The organism is uncultured Granulicatella sp., from assembly GCF_963528195.1.
Lineage (GTDB): Bacteria > Bacillota > Bacilli > Lactobacillales > Aerococcaceae > Granulicatella.
This window is the reverse complement of record NZ_CAURVN010000001.1, coordinates 144,225-164,123: the sequence shown is the minus strand read 5'-3', so window position 1 is coordinate 164,123 and position 19,899 is coordinate 144,225. Positions and strand designations below refer to the sequence as shown.

38 protein-coding genes and 1 other annotated feature are annotated in these 19,899 nt (G+C 36.3%); all 38 genes read right to left on the bottom strand.

The window, feature by feature from the left end; all coding sequences use genetic code 11:
• Positions 1-61: 61 nt before the first annotated feature.
• A complete protein-coding gene (rpsK, locus tag RWR88_RS00885; RefSeq protein ID WP_005607440.1) occupies positions 62-448 on the bottom strand; it encodes a 30S ribosomal protein S11 in 387 nt (128 codons plus the stop codon).
• A gap of 27 nt (positions 449-475) precedes the next feature.
• Positions 476-841, bottom strand: a complete 366-nt coding sequence (gene rpsM / locus RWR88_RS00880; RefSeq protein WP_006703292.1) for a 30S ribosomal protein S13 — start codon at positions 839-841, stop codon at positions 476-478.
• Positions 842-864: 23 nt separating this feature from the next.
• Entirely contained in the window at positions 865-978 is a 114-nt protein-coding gene (gene rpmJ / locus RWR88_RS00875; protein WP_005607444.1) for a 50S ribosomal protein L36, read from the bottom strand.
• Positions 979-1,013: 35 nt separating this feature from the next.
• Positions 1,014-1,232, bottom strand: a complete 219-nt coding sequence (gene infA / locus RWR88_RS00870; protein ID WP_005607446.1) for a translation initiation factor IF-1 — start codon at positions 1,230-1,232, stop codon at positions 1,014-1,016.
• 112 nt (positions 1,233-1,344) lie between these two features.
• Positions 1,345-2,004, bottom strand: coding sequence for an adenylate kinase (locus tag RWR88_RS00865; RefSeq protein ID WP_314450081.1), 660 nt, complete (start codon positions 2,002-2,004; stop codon positions 1,345-1,347).
• A 68-nt stretch (positions 2,005-2,072) separates the two neighbouring features.
• Complete coding sequence (gene secY / locus RWR88_RS00860) at positions 2,073-3,371, bottom strand: preprotein translocase subunit SecY (protein WP_314255790.1); 1,299 nt, start codon at positions 3,369-3,371, stop codon at positions 2,073-2,075.
• Entirely contained in the window at positions 3,371-3,811 is a 441-nt protein-coding gene (gene rplO, locus RWR88_RS00855) for a 50S ribosomal protein L15 (RefSeq protein ID WP_006703289.1), read from the bottom strand. The genes secY and rplO overlap by 1 nt, the downstream gene beginning before the upstream one ends.
• 32 nt (positions 3,812-3,843) lie before the next feature.
• Entirely contained in the window at positions 3,844-4,023 is a 180-nt protein-coding gene (gene rpmD / locus RWR88_RS00850; protein WP_006703288.1) for a 50S ribosomal protein L30, read from the bottom strand.
• A gap of 13 nt (positions 4,024-4,036) precedes the next feature.
• Positions 4,037-4,537 (bottom strand): 30S ribosomal protein S5, encoded by a 501-nt coding sequence (gene rpsE / locus RWR88_RS00845; protein WP_006703287.1) that lies wholly within the window; start codon positions 4,535-4,537, stop codon positions 4,037-4,039.
• A gap of 21 nt (positions 4,538-4,558) precedes the next feature.
• Positions 4,559-4,924 (bottom strand): 50S ribosomal protein L18, encoded by a 366-nt coding sequence (rplR, locus tag RWR88_RS00840; RefSeq protein ID WP_040507629.1) that lies wholly within the window; start codon positions 4,922-4,924, stop codon positions 4,559-4,561.
• 59 nt (positions 4,925-4,983) lie between these two features.
• Positions 4,984-5,520, bottom strand: coding sequence for a 50S ribosomal protein L6 (rplF, locus tag RWR88_RS00835; protein WP_314354478.1), 537 nt, complete (start codon positions 5,518-5,520; stop codon positions 4,984-4,986).
• A gap of 26 nt (positions 5,521-5,546) precedes the next feature.
• Entirely contained in the window at positions 5,547-5,945 is a 399-nt protein-coding gene (rpsH, locus tag RWR88_RS00830; protein ID WP_006703284.1) for a 30S ribosomal protein S8, read from the bottom strand.
• Positions 5,946-5,977: 32 nt separating this feature from the next.
• A complete protein-coding gene (locus RWR88_RS00825; protein WP_005607459.1) occupies positions 5,978-6,163 on the bottom strand; it encodes a type Z 30S ribosomal protein S14 in 186 nt (61 codons plus the stop codon).
• A 26-nt stretch (positions 6,164-6,189) separates the two neighbouring features.
• Positions 6,190-6,729, bottom strand: coding sequence for a 50S ribosomal protein L5 (rplE, locus tag RWR88_RS00820; protein WP_006703283.1), 540 nt, complete (start codon positions 6,727-6,729; stop codon positions 6,190-6,192).
• Positions 6,730-6,753: 24 nt separating this feature from the next.
• Entirely contained in the window at positions 6,754-7,065 is a 312-nt protein-coding gene (gene rplX, locus RWR88_RS00815; RefSeq protein ID WP_006703282.1) for a 50S ribosomal protein L24, read from the bottom strand.
• Positions 7,066-7,095: 30 nt separating this feature from the next.
• Positions 7,096-7,464, bottom strand: a complete 369-nt coding sequence (gene rplN / locus RWR88_RS00810) for a 50S ribosomal protein L14 (protein ID WP_005607465.1) — start codon at positions 7,462-7,464, stop codon at positions 7,096-7,098.
• Positions 7,465-7,502: 38 nt separating this feature from the next.
• Positions 7,503-7,769, bottom strand: a complete 267-nt coding sequence (rpsQ, locus tag RWR88_RS00805; RefSeq protein ID WP_006703281.1) for a 30S ribosomal protein S17 — start codon at positions 7,767-7,769, stop codon at positions 7,503-7,505.
• Between the two features lie 24 nt (positions 7,770-7,793).
• Complete coding sequence (gene rpmC / locus RWR88_RS00800; RefSeq protein ID WP_006703280.1) at positions 7,794-8,000, bottom strand: 50S ribosomal protein L29; 207 nt, start codon at positions 7,998-8,000, stop codon at positions 7,794-7,796.
• Complete coding sequence (gene rplP, locus RWR88_RS00795) at positions 7,990-8,424, bottom strand: 50S ribosomal protein L16 (protein WP_006703278.1); 435 nt, start codon at positions 8,422-8,424, stop codon at positions 7,990-7,992. Before rplP ends, rpmC begins: the two co-directional genes overlap by 11 nt.
• A 2-nt stretch (positions 8,425-8,426) precedes the next feature.
• Complete coding sequence (gene rpsC, locus RWR88_RS00790) at positions 8,427-9,089, bottom strand: 30S ribosomal protein S3 (protein WP_006703277.1); 663 nt, start codon at positions 9,087-9,089, stop codon at positions 8,427-8,429.
• Positions 9,090-9,092: 3 nt separating this feature from the next.
• Positions 9,093-9,449 carry a 50S ribosomal protein L22 gene (gene rplV / locus RWR88_RS00785; protein WP_006703275.1) on the bottom strand — a complete coding sequence of 119 codons (357 nt, stop codon included), beginning with the start codon at positions 9,447-9,449 and terminating at the stop codon, positions 9,093-9,095.
• Positions 9,450-9,468: 19 nt separating this feature from the next.
• Positions 9,469-9,750 (bottom strand): 30S ribosomal protein S19, encoded by a 282-nt coding sequence (rpsS, locus tag RWR88_RS00780; protein WP_006703273.1) that lies wholly within the window; start codon positions 9,748-9,750, stop codon positions 9,469-9,471.
• Positions 9,751-9,801: 51 nt separating this feature from the next.
• Positions 9,802-10,632: a 50S ribosomal protein L2 gene (rplB, locus tag RWR88_RS00775; protein WP_006703271.1), complete on the bottom strand. Its 831-nt coding sequence runs from the start codon at positions 10,630-10,632 to the stop codon at positions 9,802-9,804.
• A gap of 40 nt (positions 10,633-10,672) precedes the next feature.
• Complete coding sequence (gene rplW, locus RWR88_RS00770; RefSeq protein WP_006703269.1) at positions 10,673-10,963, bottom strand: 50S ribosomal protein L23; 291 nt, start codon at positions 10,961-10,963, stop codon at positions 10,673-10,675.
• Positions 10,963-11,586, bottom strand: a complete 624-nt coding sequence (rplD, locus tag RWR88_RS00765; protein WP_227932295.1) for a 50S ribosomal protein L4 — start codon at positions 11,584-11,586, stop codon at positions 10,963-10,965. The genes rplW and rplD overlap by 1 nt, the downstream gene beginning before the upstream one ends.
• A gap of 26 nt (positions 11,587-11,612) precedes the next feature.
• A complete protein-coding gene (gene rplC, locus RWR88_RS00760; protein ID WP_006703267.1) occupies positions 11,613-12,245 on the bottom strand; it encodes a 50S ribosomal protein L3 in 633 nt (210 codons plus the stop codon).
• 25 nt (positions 12,246-12,270) lie between these two features.
• Positions 12,271-12,579: a 30S ribosomal protein S10 gene (gene rpsJ, locus RWR88_RS00755; RefSeq protein WP_039849279.1), complete on the bottom strand. Its 309-nt coding sequence runs from the start codon at positions 12,577-12,579 to the stop codon at positions 12,271-12,273.
• Positions 12,580-12,956: 377 nt separating this feature from the next.
• On the bottom strand, positions 12,957-13,184 hold the full coding sequence (locus RWR88_RS00750) for a hypothetical protein (protein ID WP_314450079.1): 228 nt from the start codon (positions 13,182-13,184) through the stop codon (positions 12,957-12,959).
• 31 nt (positions 13,185-13,215) lie between these two features.
• Entirely contained in the window at positions 13,216-13,449 is a 234-nt protein-coding gene (locus RWR88_RS00745; protein WP_314450077.1) for a hypothetical protein, read from the bottom strand.
• A 12-nt stretch (positions 13,450-13,461) separates the two neighbouring features.
• A complete protein-coding gene (locus tag RWR88_RS00740) occupies positions 13,462-13,653 on the bottom strand; it encodes a hypothetical protein (RefSeq protein WP_314450076.1) in 192 nt (63 codons plus the stop codon).
• Between the two features lie 141 nt (positions 13,654-13,794).
• Positions 13,795-14,013, bottom strand: coding sequence for a hypothetical protein (locus RWR88_RS00735; RefSeq protein WP_314450075.1), 219 nt, complete (start codon positions 14,011-14,013; stop codon positions 13,795-13,797).
• A gap of 110 nt (positions 14,014-14,123) precedes the next feature.
• Positions 14,124-14,654 (bottom strand): NUDIX hydrolase, encoded by a 531-nt coding sequence (locus RWR88_RS00730; protein ID WP_314450073.1) that lies wholly within the window; start codon positions 14,652-14,654, stop codon positions 14,124-14,126.
• 105 nt (positions 14,655-14,759) lie between these two features.
• Entirely contained in the window at positions 14,760-16,022 is a 1,263-nt protein-coding gene (locus RWR88_RS00725; RefSeq protein ID WP_314348570.1) for a nucleobase:cation symporter-2 family protein, read from the bottom strand.
• Positions 16,019-16,600: a xanthine phosphoribosyltransferase gene (locus tag RWR88_RS00720; RefSeq protein ID WP_314348492.1), complete on the bottom strand. Its 582-nt coding sequence runs from the start codon at positions 16,598-16,600 to the stop codon at positions 16,019-16,021. Before RWR88_RS00720 ends, RWR88_RS00725 begins: the two co-directional genes overlap by 4 nt.
• Before the next feature lie 250 nt (positions 16,601-16,850).
• A complete protein-coding gene (gene rplL / locus RWR88_RS00715) occupies positions 16,851-17,219 on the bottom strand; it encodes a 50S ribosomal protein L7/L12 (RefSeq protein WP_006703256.1) in 369 nt (122 codons plus the stop codon).
• Positions 17,220-17,279: 60 nt separating this feature from the next.
• On the bottom strand, positions 17,280-17,783 hold the full coding sequence (gene rplJ, locus RWR88_RS00710) for a 50S ribosomal protein L10 (protein WP_314450072.1): 504 nt from the start codon (positions 17,781-17,783) through the stop codon (positions 17,280-17,282).
• A gap of 28 nt (positions 17,784-17,811) precedes the next feature.
• Positions 17,812-17,932, bottom strand: a sequence feature (ribosomal protein L10 leader region).
• A gap of 61 nt (positions 17,933-17,993) precedes the next feature.
• A complete protein-coding gene (locus RWR88_RS00705; protein ID WP_314450071.1) occupies positions 17,994-19,016 on the bottom strand; it encodes a lipoate--protein ligase in 1,023 nt (340 codons plus the stop codon).
• Positions 19,003-19,875 carry an NAD-dependent deacetylase gene (locus tag RWR88_RS00700; RefSeq protein WP_314450106.1) on the bottom strand — a complete coding sequence of 291 codons (873 nt, stop codon included), beginning with the start codon at positions 19,873-19,875 and terminating at the stop codon, positions 19,003-19,005. Before RWR88_RS00700 ends, RWR88_RS00705 begins: the two co-directional genes overlap by 14 nt.
• Positions 19,876-19,899: the final 24 nt, after the last annotated feature.

The window sequence follows — 19,899 nt, the reverse complement described above, 5'->3', positions numbered from 1 at the left end:
CCCCTTTCAAAACGTACGTACAATGTGCGATTGTCCAACAAAATTCAACAATAACAATCCATTACACACGACGGCGTTTTGGAGGACGACATCCATTATGAGGGATTGGTGTTACGTCACGAATTGCTGTAACTTCTAAACCAGTAGCTTGTAATGAACGAATTGCAGCTTCACGACCTGAACCAGGACCTTTAACTGAAACTTCAACTGTTTTCATACCATGCTCCATTGAACCTTTCGCAGCAGATTCAGCAGCCATTTGAGCAGCAAATGGTGTTGATTTTTTAGAACCTTTAAATCCTAAAGCACCTGCAGAAGACCATGAAACAGCATTACCATGTACATCTGTAATCATAACAATTGTATTATTAAATGTTGAACGGATGTGAGCTACACCAGATTCAATATTCTTTTTCACGCGGCGTTTGCGTACAACTTTCTTTGCCATGAAGAATTAACCTCCTTCTTCTCTAAATTATTTTTTCTTACCTGCAATAGCCTTAGCTGGGCCTTTACGAGTACGAGCATTGTTTTTAGTATTTTGACCACGAACTGGTAAACCACGACGATGGCGAACACCACGATAAGAACCAATTTCCATCAAACGTTTGATGTTTAAGTTCACTTCACGACGTAAGTCACCTTCAATTTTTAGTTTATCCACTTCTGCACGGATACGGTCTAATTCATCATTTGATAAATCACGAACACGAGTATCTTCACTTACATTAGCAGCAGCTAACACTTGTTTAGAAGTCGTAACACCGATACCGTAGATATAGGTTAAAGAAATAACAACACGTTTTTCACGTGGAATATCCACACCTGCAATACGAGCCATACTTTTAAGTACCTCCTTATAAATTATCCTTGACGTTGTTTATGTTTGGGATTTTGACAAATCACCATAACTTTACCATTGCGTTTAATTACTTTACATTTTTCGCAAATTGGTTTTACTGATGCTCTAACTTTCATTTAAGTTCCCTCCTTTATATCATTAACGGAGTCCATTATTTAAAGCGATATGTGATTCTTCCGCGCGTTAAATCGTAAGGTGATAATTCAACCGTTACTTTATCGCCCGGTAAAATCTTAATATAGTGCATCCGGATTTTTCCAGATACATGCGCTAAAACCTCATGACCATTTTCAAGTTCGACCTTGAACATCGCATTTGGTAATGTTTCATTAACAATACCTTCAATTTCAATTACGTCTTCCTTTGCCATGCTTCATCCTCCTCACTTTTAAAAAGTTGTTACGGATTTTACTGACGGACTTCTACCGTTATCTAACTTTCTAATTATACCATTTCAGCTACAATAAATGCAAGATAACAGGTTAAGCTTGGTGCGGTACGCCCATAATTGATTGAATTGTGTTAAACAAATGATCAATCCCGCTTTCACCATCTACATTATGTAAAACTTCTTTTGCATTGTAGTAGTTTAAGATTGGTTTTGATTGTTCAATATTAATTTGAATACGATTTTCAACAGTTTCAGGTTTGTCATCTTCACGTTGGTAGAAATCGTGTCCTCCACAACGATCACATGTACCTTCTACTTTAGTTGGTTTATTGATTTTGTGATAAGTAGCTCCACAGTTTCTGCAAATGAAACGTCCAGTTAGACGTTGCATTAAAATTTCTGGATTTACATCAATATTGATAACAGCATCAATTTTACGACCTAATTCATCCATAATTTTATCAAGTGCTTCAGCTTGAGCTTGAGTTCTTGGAAAACCATCCAATAAAAATCCGTTTTTAGTATCGTCTGCTTGTAAACGTTCCTTAACAATTCCATTTGTTACTTCATCAGGAACTAATTCACCTTTATCCATGAAAGATTTAGCTTTTAGTCCTAATTCTGTTCCTTGTTGCATTGCTGCACGGAACATATCGCCAGTTGAAATATGTGGAATGTTATAAGTAGCAACAATTTTTTCTGCTTGAGTTCCTTTACCTGCTCCAGGTAAGCCCATTAAAATAATATTCATAATATCTCCTTTACATTGTAGATGAAGAAAAGACAAAACATTATAAAATATTTTGTCAATCTTCCTCATTACTCTTGGATAAACCCTTTATATTTACGTTTAATTGCTCGGCCTTCAATTTGACGGCTAATTTCAAGTGCAACCCCAACTACGATTAGTAAGTTAGTTCCACCTAACATTAAACCACGTGGTAAATTCCACAAAGCTGCAGCAATCATAGGTAATAATGAAATACCACCTAAGTAAAGTGCTCCGACTGTACTTAATCTTAGAAGCATACCAGAAATATAATGTTCTGTATCTTTACCCGGTCTTACACTTAAGATGTAACCACCTTGTTTTTGTAAGTTTTCAGCAACCTTTTCGGGGTTTACTTGAACAAATGCATAGAAGTAAGTAAATACTACTATTAAAAAGATATATAAACTTGCACCTGCTGGTTTTTGGTAATCAAATATATTTGTTGCAACTTGATACCAACTTTCCTCACTGTATTGGCCATGAACAGCACTTAGTACAGTTTGAGGTAATGCTATAAACGAACTTGCAAAAATTACAGGAATTACCCCTGCAGAGTTAATTTTCAATGGTAACCATGAAGCTTCGTTTGCTCCTGTTGGACGTTTAGAGTATGAAATTGGTAAACGACGTTGCGCTTGCTCAATATATACAACTAACATTACAACAAGTATAATGGCAACTGCTAACGCAGCTGTAAATCCATAAGCACGATATAACTCTTCATCAGCTTTTCCTTGTAATTGATTAACATAAAATTCATAAATATCATGTGGCATACGAGCTACAATCCCTGCAAAGATGATAATGGAAACCCCATTACTAATCCCATTTACAGTAATCATATCTCCTAGCCATGTAACAAACATTGTTCCTGCAGTTAACACTAATGCAATTAATAAGTATGTTGAAATACCAGGATTGTTAATTAATCCATAGTTTGCATAAGCGTTGAAACCAAATGAAATCGCAAATGCTTGGAAGAATCCAATTACGATTGTTAAATAACGAGTAGCGGTATTTAATTTACGTCGACCAACTTCCCCTTGTTTTGACCATTCTACGAATGTAGGAAGAATATCCATTTGTAATAATTGAACTACGATTGACGCAGTGATGTAAGGCGAAACTCCCATCGAAAAGATTGAGAAGTTCGATAGCGCCCCACCACTAAATGTATTTAAAATACCAAAGAAACCCGAATTTGCAAATGTTACAATAGCTGAAGCATTAACACCAGGAACTGTAATATGCGTACCAATTCTAAATACTACTAATATCATTAGTGTATATAAAAGACGTTGTCTAATATCCTTGGTTGTGATCGCATTTTTCAGTAGAGAGAACATTAAATCACCTCTACAGTTCCACCTGCAGCTTCAATTGCTTCTTTTGCTGCTTGAGAGAATTTATTTGCTTTAACAGTTAACTTACGTTCAAGTTTTCCGTTTGCTAATACTTTGATACCGTCTTTCTCGTTTTTAACGATACCAGCCTCAACTAGTACAGCTGCAGTCACTTCTTGACCATCTTCGAAACGGTTTAATGTTTCAAGATTTACGACTGCGTATTCTTTACGATTGATATTTTGGAAACCACGTTTTGGTAAACGACGGAACAATGGAGTTTGTCCACCTTCGAATCCTAATCTAACGCCACCGCCTGAACGAGCTTTTTGACCTTTGCTACCGCGTCCTGCAGTTTTTCCGTTTCCTGAACCTTGACCTCTACCAACACGGTTACGTTCTTTACGTGAACCTTCAGCTGGTTGTAATTCATGAAGTTTCATGTTTCGGGCACCTCCTCTTATAAGTTGATTAATTAAACTTCCTCAACATCCACTAGATGTGATACTGTGTTAACCATGCCTTTGATAGCATCGTTAGCTGGTTTTACAACTGTTGAACGAATTTTTGTTAAGCCTAATGCTTTACAAGTATCAATTTGGTTTTGAGGACGTCCAATCAAGCTTTTCTTTAAAGTGATCTTTAATTCTGCCATTTTCTATGTCCTCCTATCCTAATAATTCTTCAACTGATTTGCCACGTAATGCAGCAACATCTTCAACACGTTTTAATTGTTTCAAACCTTCGATTGTAGCACGAACCATGTTTACAGGTGTGTTTGAACCTAAAGATTTTGAAGTTACGTCAGCGATACCTGCTAATTCAACAACGGCACGAACTGGTCCACCTGCAGCAACTCCTGAACCGGCTTGAGCTGGTTTTAATAACACATTACCACCGCAGAAACGTCCGATAACTTCGTGAGGAATTGTAGAACCACTTGTTGGTACTTCAATTAAGTTTTTCTTAGCATCTTCGATTGCTTTACGGATAGCTTCTGGTACTTCTTGAGCTTTACCAGTACCGAAACCAACATGTCCATTACGGTCACCTACAACAACTAAAGCAGCAAAACGTAAACGACGTCCACCTTTTACAACTTTTGTAACGCGGTTAATCGCAACTACACGATCTTCTAATTCTAAGTTTCTTGCATCAATATTAACCATGAATTGTGGGTCCTCCTTTTCCTAGAATACTAGTCCATTTTCACGTGCTGCTTCAGCTAAAGCTTTTACACGTCCATGGTATAAGTATCCACCACGGTCAAAGACTACTTTCTTAATATTTTTTTCAAGTCCACGTTCTGCAATTAATTTACCAACTGCAACAGCTTCCTCTGTTTTTGTTCCATTTTCTACATTTGTATCTAAAGTAGAGGCACTTGCTAGCGTCACACCCGCTACGTCATCAATTAGTTGAGCGTAGATGTTTTTGTTAGAACGAAAAACGTTCAAGCGTGGGCACTCAGCAGTACCAGAAATTTTGCGACGAACACGTGCGTGACGGTTTTGACGCACTTTATTTTTGTCTGGTTTTGTAATCACAATTTTCACCTCTTATAATATATTTTTATGCGACTAATAGCGCAACAAAAGGTAAATAATTACGAAAATTATTTACCTGTTTTACCTTCTTTACGACGTACAAATTCATTAACGTAACGAATACCTTTACCTTTATATGGTTCTGGTGGACGTACGCCACGAATATTAGCAGCTAATTCGCCAACTTTTTGTTTGTCATAACCTTTTACGATAACTTTAGTATTTGAAGGAACTTCGATTTCAATTCCTTCTTCCGGTGTGAATTCCACTGGATGAGAATATCCAACGTTTAATACAAGTTTTTTACCTTGTAATTGAGCACGATACCCAACCCCGATTAATTCCAATTCTCTTTGGAATCCTTCAGTAACACCAACAACCATGTTGTTGAATACTGCGCGAGTTGTTCCGTGGATTGTTTTGTTTTCTTTTGTGTCATCTGGACGAGTGAAAACAACTTCACCTTCGTTTTGAACTAATGTGATATTTTGGTTGAATGTATATGATAATTCACCTTTTGGACCTTTAACAGTTACTGTATTGTCCTTTAAGTCGATTGTTACACCTGCTGGGATAACAACTGGTTTATTTCCGATACGGCTCACTTGGCTGCACCTCCTTGTTTTCTAGATTACCAAACGTATGCTAGAACTTCTCCACCTACGTTTTTAGCTCTTGCTTCTTTGTCTGTAATAACACCTTCAGATGTTGATACGATAGCGATACCTAAACCGTTTAATACTTTAGGAACTTCGCCTGTTTTAGCGTACACACGTAAACCAGGTTTAGAAATACGTTTCAATCCTGTGATTACACGTTCGTTATTTTTTCCATATTTCAAGAATACTTTCATGACACCTTGCTTACCATCTTCTTCAACTGTGAAGTCTTTGATAAATCCTTCAGATTTTAAAATGTTAGCAATAGCCACTTTCATATTTGATGACGGAACTTCTAAAGATTCGTGACGAACCATGTTCGCATTACGAATACGAGTTAAGAAATCCGCGATTGGATCTGTCATAACCATTAATGAGTACCTCCTTTATCAAGTAGTAATGATTACCAACTTGCTTTCTTCATTCCTGGGATTTGCCCTTTATAGGCAAGCTCACGTAAACAAATACGGCAAAGTTTGAATTTACGATAAACTGAATGTGGTCGACCACAACGTTCACAACGAGTATATTCTTGTGTTGAATATTTTTTTGGACGTTTGTTCTTTGCGATCATTGATTTTTTAGCCAAACTACTCGCCTCCTGTGAGTTTTATTTTATTTTTGGAAAGGCATTCCAAGTTGAGTTAATAATTCTTTAGCTTCTTCGTCTGATTTAGCAGTAGTTACGATAACGATATCCATACCACGTACTTTGTCTACGCGATCGTAGTCAATTTCAGGGAAGATTAATTGTTCTTTCACACCTAAAGTGTAGTTTCCACGTCCGTCAAATGATTTTTTAGAGATTCCACGGAAGTCACGTACACGAGGTAATGAAACTGTTACTAATTTATCTAAGAAATCATACATACGTTCACCACGTAAAGTAACTTTAGTACCGATAGGCATACCTTCACGTAAACGGAAACCAGCGATTGATTTTTTAGCTGTAGTAACAACTGGTTTTTGACCAGAAATTAATGTTAATTCTTCAACTGCTTTTTCTAAGTTTTTAGCGTTTGATGTTGCATCACCAACACCCATGTTGATAACGATTTTTTCTACTTTAGGTACTTCCATAATTGATTTGTAGTTAAACTTTTCCATTAAAGAAGCTACCACTTCGTTTTTGTATTTTGCATTTAAGCGATTCATGCAGGATGGTCCTCCTTCCTAAAATTACTTATCTAGTACTTCGCCTGTGCGTTTAGACACGCGAACTTTTTTACCATTTTCAACCTTGTAGCTAACACGTGTAGCTGCACCTGTTGAAGGGTCAATTAGCATTACGTTTGAAACATGAATTGGTGCTTCCATTTCAACTACGCCGCCTGTTTGGTTAGCTTGAGATGGTTTTTGATGTTTCTTAACAATGTTCACACCTTCAACAAGAACTCGGTTTTGTTTTGGAAAACTTTTTAGGATTACTCCTTCTTTTCCTTTGTATTTACCTGAGATTACTTTAACTTTATCACCAGTTTTTACGTGCATGTGTTACACCTCCTTCGATTTTGATGAGAATTATAATACTTCTGGAGCTAATGAAACGATCTTCATATAGTTGTTATCACGTAATTCACGTGCAACTGGTCCAAAGATACGTGTTCCACGAGGGCTCTTGTCATCACGAATGATTACACATGCGTTTTCGTCGAATTTAATATAAGAACCGTCTTTACGACGAGCTCCTGATTTCGTACGAACGATTACAGCTTTAACAACGTCACCTTTTTTAACAACCCCACCTGGTGTTGCTTGTTTAACAGATGCAACGATTACGTCACCGATGTTAGCTGTTTTGCGGCCAGATCCGCCTAGAACTCTAATTGTCAATACTTCACGAGCGCCTGAGTTGTCAGCCACTTTTAAACGAGTTTCTGTTTGAATCACTATTGGTTCCTCCTTTCAAATGTATACACAATTTGAAATTAAATAATTACTGCTTCTTCAACAATCTCAACTAAACGGAAACGTTTTGTTGCTGACAATGGACGAGTTTCCATGATCTTAACAATATCACCGATTTTAGCTGAGTTATTTTCATCATGAGCTACAAATTTTTTCGTATATTTAACGCGTTTTCCGTAAGTTTTGTGACGTTTGTAAGTTTCAATAGCAACTACAATAGTCTTTTCCATCTTATCTGAAACAACGCGACCTTGATACACTTTACGTTGGTTACGTTCTACAGTCATGTTCATTGCCTCCTTTGCTGATGATTATTTTTGCAATTCTTCTTGACGCAATGCAGTCTTGATACGCGCAATTTGTTTACGTACTTCACGAATGCGTGCTGTACCTTCTAATTGACCAGTAGCAAGTTGGAATCGTAAGTTGAATAGTTCTTGCTTTAATTCTTTTTCTTTTTCAACAAGTTCAGCAGTGGATAACCCTTTAAGTTCTTTTCTAAGTGCATTAACCTTCATTCGATTCACCACCATTTTCTTCGCGTTTCACAAATTTTGTTTTAACTGGCAATTTGTGTGATGCCAAACGTAAAGCTTCACGAGCTACTTCTTCTGAAACTCCAGCAATTTCAAACATGATTTTACCACGTTTAACTGGTGCTACCCAACCTTCAGGTGCCCCTTTACCAGAACCCATACGTACCCCGATAGCTTTAGCTGTGTATGATTTGTGAGGGAAAATTTTAATCCATACTTTCCCACCACGTTTCATATAACGAGTCATTGCAATACGAGCTGCTTCGATTTGACGGTTTGTAATCCAGTGAGATTCTGTTGCTTGTAAACCGTATGTACCGAATACTACTTCTTTACCACCTTTAGCTTCCCCGCGCATTTTTCCACGGAATTCACGACGGTGTTTCACACGTTTTGGTACTAACATGTTTATTTCCCTCCTTTCTCAGAGTTGTTGTTCTTTCTTGTTGGTAATACTTCGTCACGGTAAATCCAAGTTTTAACACCTAATTTTCCGTAAGTAGTATCTGCTTCTTCCCAAGCGTAGTCAATATCTGCACGTAATGTGTGTAATGGAACTGTTCCTTCAGAATAGCTTTCTGAACGAGCGATATCTGCACCGTTTAAACGACCTGATACCATTGTTTTAATTCCTTTAGCACCTGCACGCATTGTACGTTGGATAGCTTGTTTTTGTGCACGACGGAAAGCAATACGACGTTCTAAGTCACGAGCAATTCCTTCAGCAACTAATTTTGCATCTAAATCAGGTTTTTTAATTTCCACGATGTTGATGTGAACTTTTTTACCTGTTAATTTATTTAAGTTTGTACGTAATTTATCAACTTCAGATCCACCTTTACCGATAACCATACCAGGTTTTGCAGTGTGGATTGAAACATTAACGCGGTTAGCTGCACGTTCAACTTCAATTGTTGAAACGCTAGCGTCGCTTAATTGTTTACGGATATAATCACGGATTTTTAAATCTTCATGCAAGAATTCTGCGAAATCTTTTTCTGCGTACCATTTTGAATCCCAATCACGGATGATTCCGACACGCATTCCAATTGGATGAATTTTTTGACCCACTGATTATCCCTCCTTCTTCTCTGATACCACTACAGTGATGTGGCTTGTGCGTTTTAAGATTTGTGAAGCTGAACCTTTAGCACGTGGACGGAAACGTTTCATTGTTGGTCCTTCGTTCACGTATGCTTCACTTACATATAAGTTTTCAACATCTAAGTCGAAATTGTGTTCAGCATTTGCAATTGCAGACATCAACACTTTCTCTACGATTGGTGAAGCTGCACGTGGTGTGAATTTCAAGATTGAAATTGCATCACCGATTTTTTTACCTCTAATTAGATCGACAACAAGACGAGCTTTACGAGGTGCAATACGAACTGTTTTAGCAACTGCTTTTGCAGATGTGATTTGTTCTGACATAGTTTAAGTCCTCCCCTCGTTATTTACGTTTACTCTTCTTATCATCATTTGCATGACCACGGTAAGTTCTTGTTGGTGCGAATTCACCTAGTTTGTGTCCTACCATGTCTTCTTGAATATAAACTGGAACATGTTTTCTGCCGTCATATACAGCAATTGTTTGTCCAACAAAGTTTGGGAAAATTGTTGAACGACGAGACCAAGTTTTGATCACTACTTTTTTGTCGCTTCCTTGAGCTGCTTCAACCTTTTTCATCAAATGTTCATCGACGAAAGGTCCTTTTTTCAAACTACGACCCATTATGGAAATCCTCCTTCCAAAATTTTAATAGAATCAGATTTATTTTAATAATTATTTTTTACGACCACGAACAATAAGTTTGTTTGAACGAGCTTTCTTGCTGCGAGTCTTGTATCCAAGAGCTGGTTTACCCCATGGAGATACTGGTGTTGGACGTCCGATTGGAGCACGACCTTCACCACCACCGTGTGGGTGATCGTTAGGGTTCATTACAGATCCACGAACTTCTGGACGTTTACGTTTCCAACGAGCACGACCAGCTTTACCAATGTTAATTAATTCATGTTGTTCGTTACCAACAGTACCGATTGTTGCACGGCAAGTTGCTAAAATCATACGAACTTCACCTGAGTTCAAACGAACTAAAGTGTATTTACCTTCTTGACCAAGTACTTGTGCACTTGTACCAGCTGAACGAACTAATTGTCCGCCTTTACCTGGTTTTGTTTCAATGTTGTGGATAACAGTACCGACTGGAATGCTTCCTAATGGTAATGCATTACCAACTTTGATATCAGCGTTAACGCCTGATTCGATACGTTGTCCTACTTGTAAACCTTTTGGAGCAATAATATATGCTTTCACACCATCAACATAGTGAATTAAAGCAATGTTTGCTGAACGGTTTGGATCGTACTCGATTGAGTGAACAACTCCTTCAACGTTATCTTTGTTACGTTTGAAGTCAATCACACGATAAGCACGTTTGTGTCCGCCACCTTGGTGACGTACAGTGATTTTACCTTGGCTGTTACGACCAGCGTTGTTTTTTGATGATTCTAACAAAGTTTTTTCTGGTGTTGACTTTGTAATTTCGCTGAAATCATAACCTGTCATATTACGACGGCCGTTTGAGGTTGGATTATATTTTTTAATCGCCACGTCTAATTCCTCCTATATAATAGTAGTTTTGCTTCGAAGATTATGCTTCTTCAGCGAAGATTTGAATATCTTTTGAGTCTTTTGTAAGCTTCACGATTGCTTTACGACGTTTGTTTGTGTAACCAGCATAGCGGCCAACACGTTTGAATTTAGCACGTACATTTAAGATGTTAACTTTTTCTACTTTAACACCAAAAATTTCTTCTACGGCTTGACGTACTTCAATTTTGTTTGCGCGTACGTCTACTTCGAAAGTATATTTCTTTTCGTCAGTAGCAAGCATTGAAGCTTCAGTAATGATTGGGCGTTTGATTACGTCACGTGCATCCATTATTGAAGTCCCTCCTCTACTTTAGAAAGAGCAGCTTGTGTTAATACTAATTTATCGTTGTTTACAACATCTAAAACAGTAACTTGTGTTTCATCAACAACTGTTACGTTTGGAATGTTACGTGCAGCTAATTGTGCGAATTCGTTTGAAGATTCAACAACTACTAACACTTTTGTGTCAACTTTTAAGTTAGCTAATACTTGTGCAAACTCTTTTGTTTTTGGTGCGTCGAATTGTAATGCTTCCACTACAACAAGCTTTTGATCTAATACTTTTTGTGATAATACTGATTTAATCGCTAAGCGACGTACTTTTCTTGGTAATTTGTAACTATATGAACGAGGTGTTGGTCCGAATACAATACCTCCGCCACGCCATTGTGGTGAACGGATTGATCCTTGACGAGCACGACCAGTTCCTTTTTGGCGCCATGGTTTACGGCCGCCTCCGCTTACTGCACTACGGTTTTTAACTGCGTGAGTTCCTTGACGTAATGAAGCGCGTTGCATGATTACTGCGTCGAATACTACATTTTCATTTGGTTCAATTCCGAAGATGTCTGAGTTTAACTCAATTTCTCCATTTGTTGTTCCATCTTGTTTGTATAATGTAACTTTTGTCATTCTCTCGTTCCTCCTTCCTTACTGAATTATTTTGATTTAATAGCTGTTTTAATTTCTACTAATGATTTTTTAGATCCTGGTACATTACCTTTGATTAAGATAACGTTACGTTCTGCATCAACTTTAACCACTTCAAGATTTTGAATAGTGATACGGTTGCCACCCATTTGTCCAGGTAAAGCTTTACCTTTGAATACGCGTGATGGGAATGATGCTCCACCCATTGAACCAGGACGACGGTGGTAACGAGAACCGTGAGCCATTGGTCCACGAGATTGACCATGACGTTTAATCGCACCTTGGAAACCTTTTCCTTTAGATGTTCCTGTTACGTCAACGATGTCACCTGCTTTAAATACATCCACAGTGATTTCTTGTCCTACTTCGTACTCGCTAAGCTCGACATTGTTGAATTCACGAATGAAGCGCTTAGGAGTAGCATTTGCTTTTGCTACATGACCTTTTGCAGGGCGATTTGATAAAACTTCACGTAAGTCGTCGAAACCTAATTGAACAGCTTCATAACCGTCGTTTTCGATTGTTTTTAATTGAAGAACAACGTTTGGAGTTACTTCTACAACTGTTACAGGAATAAGTTCACCTGCTTCTGTAAAGTATTGAGTCATCCCTACTTTTTTGCCTAAGATTCCTTTGGTCATGGTTACACCTCCATTTTTCTATAAATTATAATTTGATTTCGATGTCAACGCCACTTGGTAAATCAAGTTTCATTAAGGCATCAACTGTTTTTGGTGTTGGATTGACAATGTCAATCAAACGTTTGTGAGTACGCATTTCAAATTGTTCGCGAGAATCTTTATATTTGTGAGTCGCACGAATAACTGTATATAGCGATCTTTCTGTAGGCAATGGAATTGGACCAGCTACGCTAGCACCAGTTCTTTTTGCTGTTTCTACGATTTTTTCCGCTGATTGATCAAGCGCACGGTGTTCGTAAGCTTTCAAACGGATACGGATTTTTTGTTTTGCCATTTTCTTTCCTCCTTCGTCTAATGTTGTCATAAGACTAGCTCCACGCGAATTTCCGACGTTTCCCTTTCGTGGCAAAGCGTCCGGGTGTGTCGCAACCTCTCGTTTCATAGCTACCCCTGTTTCCTTTACAGGGGGTATCGCACGTGGACATACTTATCCCCTGCGACACTTTTAATAGTATACATGCTAATTTGAAAAAATGCAAGCTTTTTTTGTTGATTTATCAATCTTTTTTTATACAAACGCCTCCGTGTGTTTCATTTTTGTTTAAAAACAGCTAGAAACGTTATTATATCAACGTTTCTAGCTGTTTTATCTTTTCTCTAGAAAATTATGAAAACCAATACATTTTTTCTCTTCAAAAAATTTTTTTAATTTTATTTTTCTTCTTTTTCAAAAATAGCTGTTACTACGAATAAAAATAAAATTGTGACTAGCGAAATGGAGTAAGGATAATTAAATTCTTCTCCAAACGAATGTTTAAAATACAATACATTAAATAATTTAATCAAAATAGGAATTACATTTATAACAATTGCTGCAACCCAAATTGTTCTTCCTGTAATATTTTCTTGTTTTTCTTTAGCAGTTTCATTTTTTCTCATTGTTATTCCTCCTTACACTTCTACCAATTTTTTAACTTTCACTTTTTTCCTTTTCAATATCAGCCGTCACGAAGAATAAAAAGAAAGTCGGAAATATTGACATCAAATAGGTGAAATTAAATTCTTCTCCAAACGAATGTTTGAAGTAATACATATTAAATAGTTTAATCAAAATTAGAATTACATTTATAATAACTACCGCTGCCCAAATTGTTCTTCCTGTAATATTCACTTGTTTTTCTTTATTATTTTCATTCTTTCTCATTGTTATTCCTCCTTAAACTTCTTCCGAAATGATTCCTAATAGGATCGGAATGAAGAGTACAAACTTTTCTCCTGTTACATAGTCAACAACTGATTCTCCCACAACGAATACTTTCACCATCAACATCGTCAACACTACAATATAGAACCAAAATAAATTCTTAAATATTTTTTTCATCTTGTTACTTTCTTTTACTTCTGTCATTCCAATCACTTCCTTTACGTTTTTACATTTCTAGTATAGCTAATTCTTTTCTCATTGTTGAGTGCATAAAGTCACTATATAACATGACTAAAGTCATTAAAAAAGCTAGAGATTTTTTAATTCTCTAGCTTCACATCGCTTCTATTTCTCTGTACAAACTCGAATATCTGGGTTTTCTGGTGCTGCTTTTAATAATACTGCTAACAAATCTGCACTACTCGTAACAGCTACTGCTTGATTTCCCCATTCTACAAAATAGTATTGTCGTTCCTTTAGAGGATCTACCTCGAATACTCTTGCAACTAATTTTCCTACTGGAGAAAAAGCTTTTTTCACTTCATCTAATTTATCTTCTTCCAACGCTTCTAGTATCCCTTTAAATTCATCTGGTGGTAACTGTATTTGATTCGTATCAATAAATACGTTAACACTTTAAAAGCATAATAGGCTTGATTCACTTTTCTCGCCGCCTATCGATTTTTCTCTAACCATTGTTTAGCAATTTTCAAAATTGGCAACTCTCGATTCGTCAATAATCTTCCTAATTTTTTATCTGTTTGACTTTCATACAATTTTATCGCTTCTTCATATCCAAGCATTAATACCTTCATTTGAAAATCATTTTTTTCATAATCTAGTAATTCTTGCTCTCCACGACTCTTCATTTTACATAAATAATAATGATTCATATTATGACGATTCACTGCGTGATAATAGTCACTCACAATTCCGATTTTACATAACAGTTCACTTTCAATTCCTAATTCTTCCTTCACTTCTCGTAAAACTGCCTCTTCAGCATTTTCACTTTCTTCTATACCTCCACCTGCAGTTTCGATATAAGTTCCCAATCCAAATAAATCATCTCTAGTAATTTGAACAAAATAAAACCTCTCATGATCATCCACAACAATTGCTCTTGCACAATGTCGATCTTTTTGTTCACCTATTCTTTCCCATTCCTTGTCTTCTAATTCTAAATAAAAGTGTAAATCTTTCATGCATCTTCCTCCAATCGCACTCACTATTATATCTCTTTTTTCCTGAAACACAAAAAAAGAGAAGATCCTCCAGACCTTCTCTCATACATTTCAAAATAAGTTTCTCTAATTTTTCTTTCGATTTAAAACAGTATTTAAGAAAATTGCCATTACGCTGGCAACTACAATCCCATTTGAAAAGAACATTTGAACTGCAGTCGGCATGCTAATAAATAAATTACTATTATTAAAACCAACACCCATACTAATTGAAATAGCTGCAATTAAGAAGTTATGTTCATTATTAGCAAAATCTACTGTTGACAAGACTTGCATTCCTTGGAGAGATACAAAACCAAACATTACAACCATCGCACCACCAATGACAGGACTTGGAATAATTTGAGCTAATGCGCCAAATTTTGGTAATAAGCCTAGTACAATTAGAAATATTGCAGCATAGTAAATCGGAAGACGGTTTTTAACGCCTGAAATTTTTACTAATCCAACATTTTGAGAAAAACCTGTATATGGGAATGTATTGAATACTCCTCCTAATAATACTGCCATCCCTTCTGCACGAAGACCATTACGAAGACGAGTTGCATCAATATTTTCACCTGTAATATTTGAAAGTGCCATATAAACACCTGTTGATTCAACCATTGAAACTGTTGCAATAATACACATCATAGCAATAGATGACAATTCAAAAGTTGGCATTCCAAAATAAAATACAGACGGAACATGAACAACAGCCGCTTGCTGCACCGGTGCAAAATCAACTAATCCCATACTAGCTGCAACAACTGTTCCAACAATCAACCCAATTAAAATCGAAATTGATTTGATAAATCCTTTTGTAAAAATATTAATCAAAAGAATAATAACAACCGTAATAATTGAAAGTAATAAACTTTGCGCCGTTGGCTCTGGAGAATTATTTCCCATATTCCCGATTGCTACTGGAATTAATGTTAATCCAATTGTTGTAATAACAGAACCCGTCACAATTGAAGGGAAATAGTTCGCTAATTTAGAAAATATACCTGAAACTAAAATGACATAAATCCCTGAAACGATTAAAGCACCAAACATAGCTCCACTACCATGACTCTTGCCGATTATAATTAAAGGCGCCACCGATTGAAACGCTACCCCTAATACAATTGGAAGACCTACACCAAAGTGTTTATTTAATTGAAGTTGTAACAATGTAGCAATCCCACACATAAAAATATCTGTAGAAATTAAATACGTTAACTGTTCACTAGAATATCCCAAAGCTGTAGCAATCATTAAAGGAACAAGAATAGAACCTGAATACATTGCTAATAAATGTTGTAAACCTAAAACTGCTGCTTGCGAGTGTTTTTGTTGTTGCATTATAAGTCTGCCTCCTTAAAAATAACATTCCCATTTTCAAAACGTTCAATACGAGCTAAAGATAACACTGGATATCCAGCTTCTTCTATCAATCCACGACCATCTTGGAAAGATTTTTCAATAACAATTCCTACCGCTTCTACTTTAGCACCTGCTTGTTCGATAATTTCAATCAAACCTTTAGCAGCTTGCCCATTGGCTAAGAAATCGTCAATGATGAGCACTTTATCTTGATTAGACAGATATTTACCTGCAATAGATACCGTATTACTTACTTTTTTAGTAAAGGAATACACTTCTGCAGTTAATACTCCTTCATTCATCGTAATGTTTTTAGATTTCTTCGCAAAAATCATTGGAACATCTAGTTTGTCAGCTACATAAACCGCCGGAGCAATACCGGATGCTTCAATCGTGACAACTTTTGTAATACCCTCATTCGCAAATTTTTCTGCGAAAACTTCTCCAATTTTATGCATCAGACGAATATCCACTTGGTGAGTTAAAAAGGAATCCACTTTAAGGATGTTTTCACCTAAAACATGACCATCTTTCAAAATTCGTTCTTCTAGTAATTTCATAAGTCCTCCTACTAATCCAATAGTTCTCTTACTTCCTCACAAAACTTTACCCAATCAAAAAGCATACATTTCTTATCTTTCCAATTCGGAATATCTGTATTTTAATACTATCGTCTTATAAAATCAATAGTTTAATCATAAAAATTTAATTAAAAACGAACAATTAACTTTAAGCTCGCTAGAAATATTCATTTTTAGACAACAAAAAAGGCCGGACATAATCGTCCGACCTCTAAATAGTCATTAAAAATTATTTTAATGTTACAGAAGCTCCAACTTCTTCTAATTGAGCTTTTAATGCTTCTGCTTCTTCTTTAGCAACGCCTTCTTTTAAGATTCCAGGAGCGCCATCAACTAAAGCTTTAGCTTCTTTTAATCCTAAACCAGTAGCTTCACGAACAACTTTAATTACTTTAATTTTGTTGTCGCCTGCAGATGTTAATTCTACATCGAAGTCTGATTTTTCTTCAGCAGCTTCACCAGCGCCACCAGCTACTACAGCTACAGGAGCTGCTGCTGTTACGCCAAATTCTTCTTCGATTGCTTTTACTAAGTCGTTTAATTCTAATACAGTTGCTTCTTTAATGTCAGCAATGATTTGTTCAATGTTTAATGCCATTTTAAAATTCCTCCATTTTGGTTAATTAATTTTTATTATTTTTTGATTAGCTAGCTAGCTTTAAGCAGCTGCGCCATCTTTTTGGTCTGCAACGGCTTTGAATGCCAATGCAGTGTTGCGAACTGGTGCTTGTAATACTGATAATAGCATTGATAGTAAGCCTTCGCGGTTTGGTAATTTTGCAAGAGCTTCGATTTCTTCTTTAGAAGAAACTTTACCTTCGATTACACCTGCTTTAATTTCTAAAGCTTCAACTTTTTTAGCAAAGTCAGCTAAGATTTTAGCAGGAGCGATTACGTCATCGTTACTGAAAGCTACAGCTGATGGTCCTTTGAAAATGTCATCCATTCCTTCTAAACCAGCTTCTTTAGCTGCACGTGATAAGATGCCGTTTTTTACAACTGCAAATTGTACACCTGCGTTACGTAATTCTGTACGTAAGTTTGTTGCTTGTTCTACTGTAATTCCTAAATAATCCACAACTACAACAGATGTTGCATTTTTGAATTGTTCAGCAACTTCAGAAACTTGTTGCGCTTTTTTAGCAATAATTGCTTCACTCATCTTCGTGTTTCACCTCCTGAATTTTAGGTAGGGCATAAAAAAATCTCTATGCCCACAAAGACATAGAGAAATAAGATCAACTTGTTCTCCCTCGGTAGGATATTAAGGCTAACGCCCCCTACTGTCTTCGGTCGCATTCAACTAGAAAATAGTTTACAGGAACTAAAAGCCCTTGTCAACTATTTTTTTGCATTTTTGAATATTTTTTGCTTACTCTCCTAAAATAAGTTTTGTAAGTTCTTCAGAAGTTACGGCTCCAAAATATTCTGTTAACTCAAATGTGTCTAATACAGCTTTAATATCTTCTTCGACCATACGGACGCCCATTAATTGAGTTTCTACATCTTGAATTTCACGTTTAGAGAAGAAATCACCACGAATACTACATTTTGTAATTCTTCCTTGTTCCACTTCTAAGTATACTTGAATCGTTCCTGCTGCAAATCTTCCATCACGGTAGTCGCTATATTGTGGAGATTCTCCATAATTCCAGTCCCAATTTTTATACTTTTTAGCTGTCAATTCATCAATGGCTTTCCAATCTTCTTCCGTTAATACATAACGTTTCGCTTCATCTATCGAATTAATTCCTAACAACTTGCAAGTCATTAAATTTTTAAATTCATCAATTGTAATTCCTTGATATTCTGGGGCTAAATTTGGGCGAATTGAGCCTACTCTAGCTCTTGTTGATTGAATTCCTTTTGATTGTAATTTCTTTTTATTTGGATTCAAAACTTTTTCCATTGCATCATAATCAACATCTAATAGTAAAGAATAGCCTCCATAAACACGACCATTACTAATCGTCATAGCAGCTCCAGAAACTTTCTTTCCATCAATAGTTAAGTCATTTCGACCAGTTTGTTCTACTCCAATTGCCCCTAACTCATGCAGTGCTTGAATCGCCGGAGCATATGTTCTCTTGAAATCTCCAAACACTCCATTATCTTGAATTAAATAACAAACATTAACAGCACCTGAATCTACATATACGGCACCACCACCCGTATCTCTTCTAACGACTTGGATGTTATGTTCTTTTAAATATTGTTCATTCACTTCTGCAACTGTATTTTGGAATTTTCCAATTTCCACTTTCGGATCACAGTAATATGGGAATAAAATATCATCATCTAAAAATACATTTTGTTGGACATATACTTGCATCGCAAGAGCTACTGCTCCATCTGTAACATACTTCCCATTTCTAATTGGCTCAATCAAATACATAAAGCTTTCCTTCTTCCTTTAATAATTGATGTGTTTCGTGTATTAATGTTGCAATATTCTCTGATAACAGTAGGGTACGATTTCGAATGGCTAAAGGCACTCGATAATGTTTATGGTTCATACTTACATAAACCGCATTTAGATTTTCTGTAACTTTCTTTTGGAATGGTGTTTTAATAAATTGTGGTGTTGTAAATCCAATTCCAATTTCTAAATAGACTATTTTTCCTGTTTCATATTGCTTCAAAAATGCATCATAACGCGCTTTTTGTTCAAAGAAATCTGCAGACTCAACCATCCCTTTTTCAGCATTACGCTTATTAATCTCTAATGGTGCGCCACATTCTGGACAAAACGGAATTAATTCATACGGGACTTTCATATCCTTTTGCCTTGCAATCATTTCACGAATTAACTCATCTTTTCGATAAGTTTGTGGATGACAATGTTGGCTACATTGTAACAATCCGTATTCTCCTTGAATATGAAACACTTTCTCCATATCAAATCCAGCTACTTCAAAGGCATTATCAGCATTCGTAGTAATAATATAGTACGGTTTTGTTTCAAGCATTTCTTTCAACTCAACATAGGCAGCTCCCACTGGTTGATCTAAGTAATTCAATGCAATAAAACGACTTTGAAAAGACCAGTACTCTTCCCAACTAGCAAATTGAAATAAACTTGCTTGTAACATATCTAATAATTGATACTTTTCAATAAAATCTGGAAAAGCTGACTCAAAACGTTCCCCAATATAAGTAAAGCCATCCGCAGCAGACATTCCTGCTCCAATTCCTACAATAATAGCATCCGCTTCTTCAAATAAACTTTTTAATTGTTGCGCCTGACTTTCCATCTTTTGTATCGGTGTAATCCACTC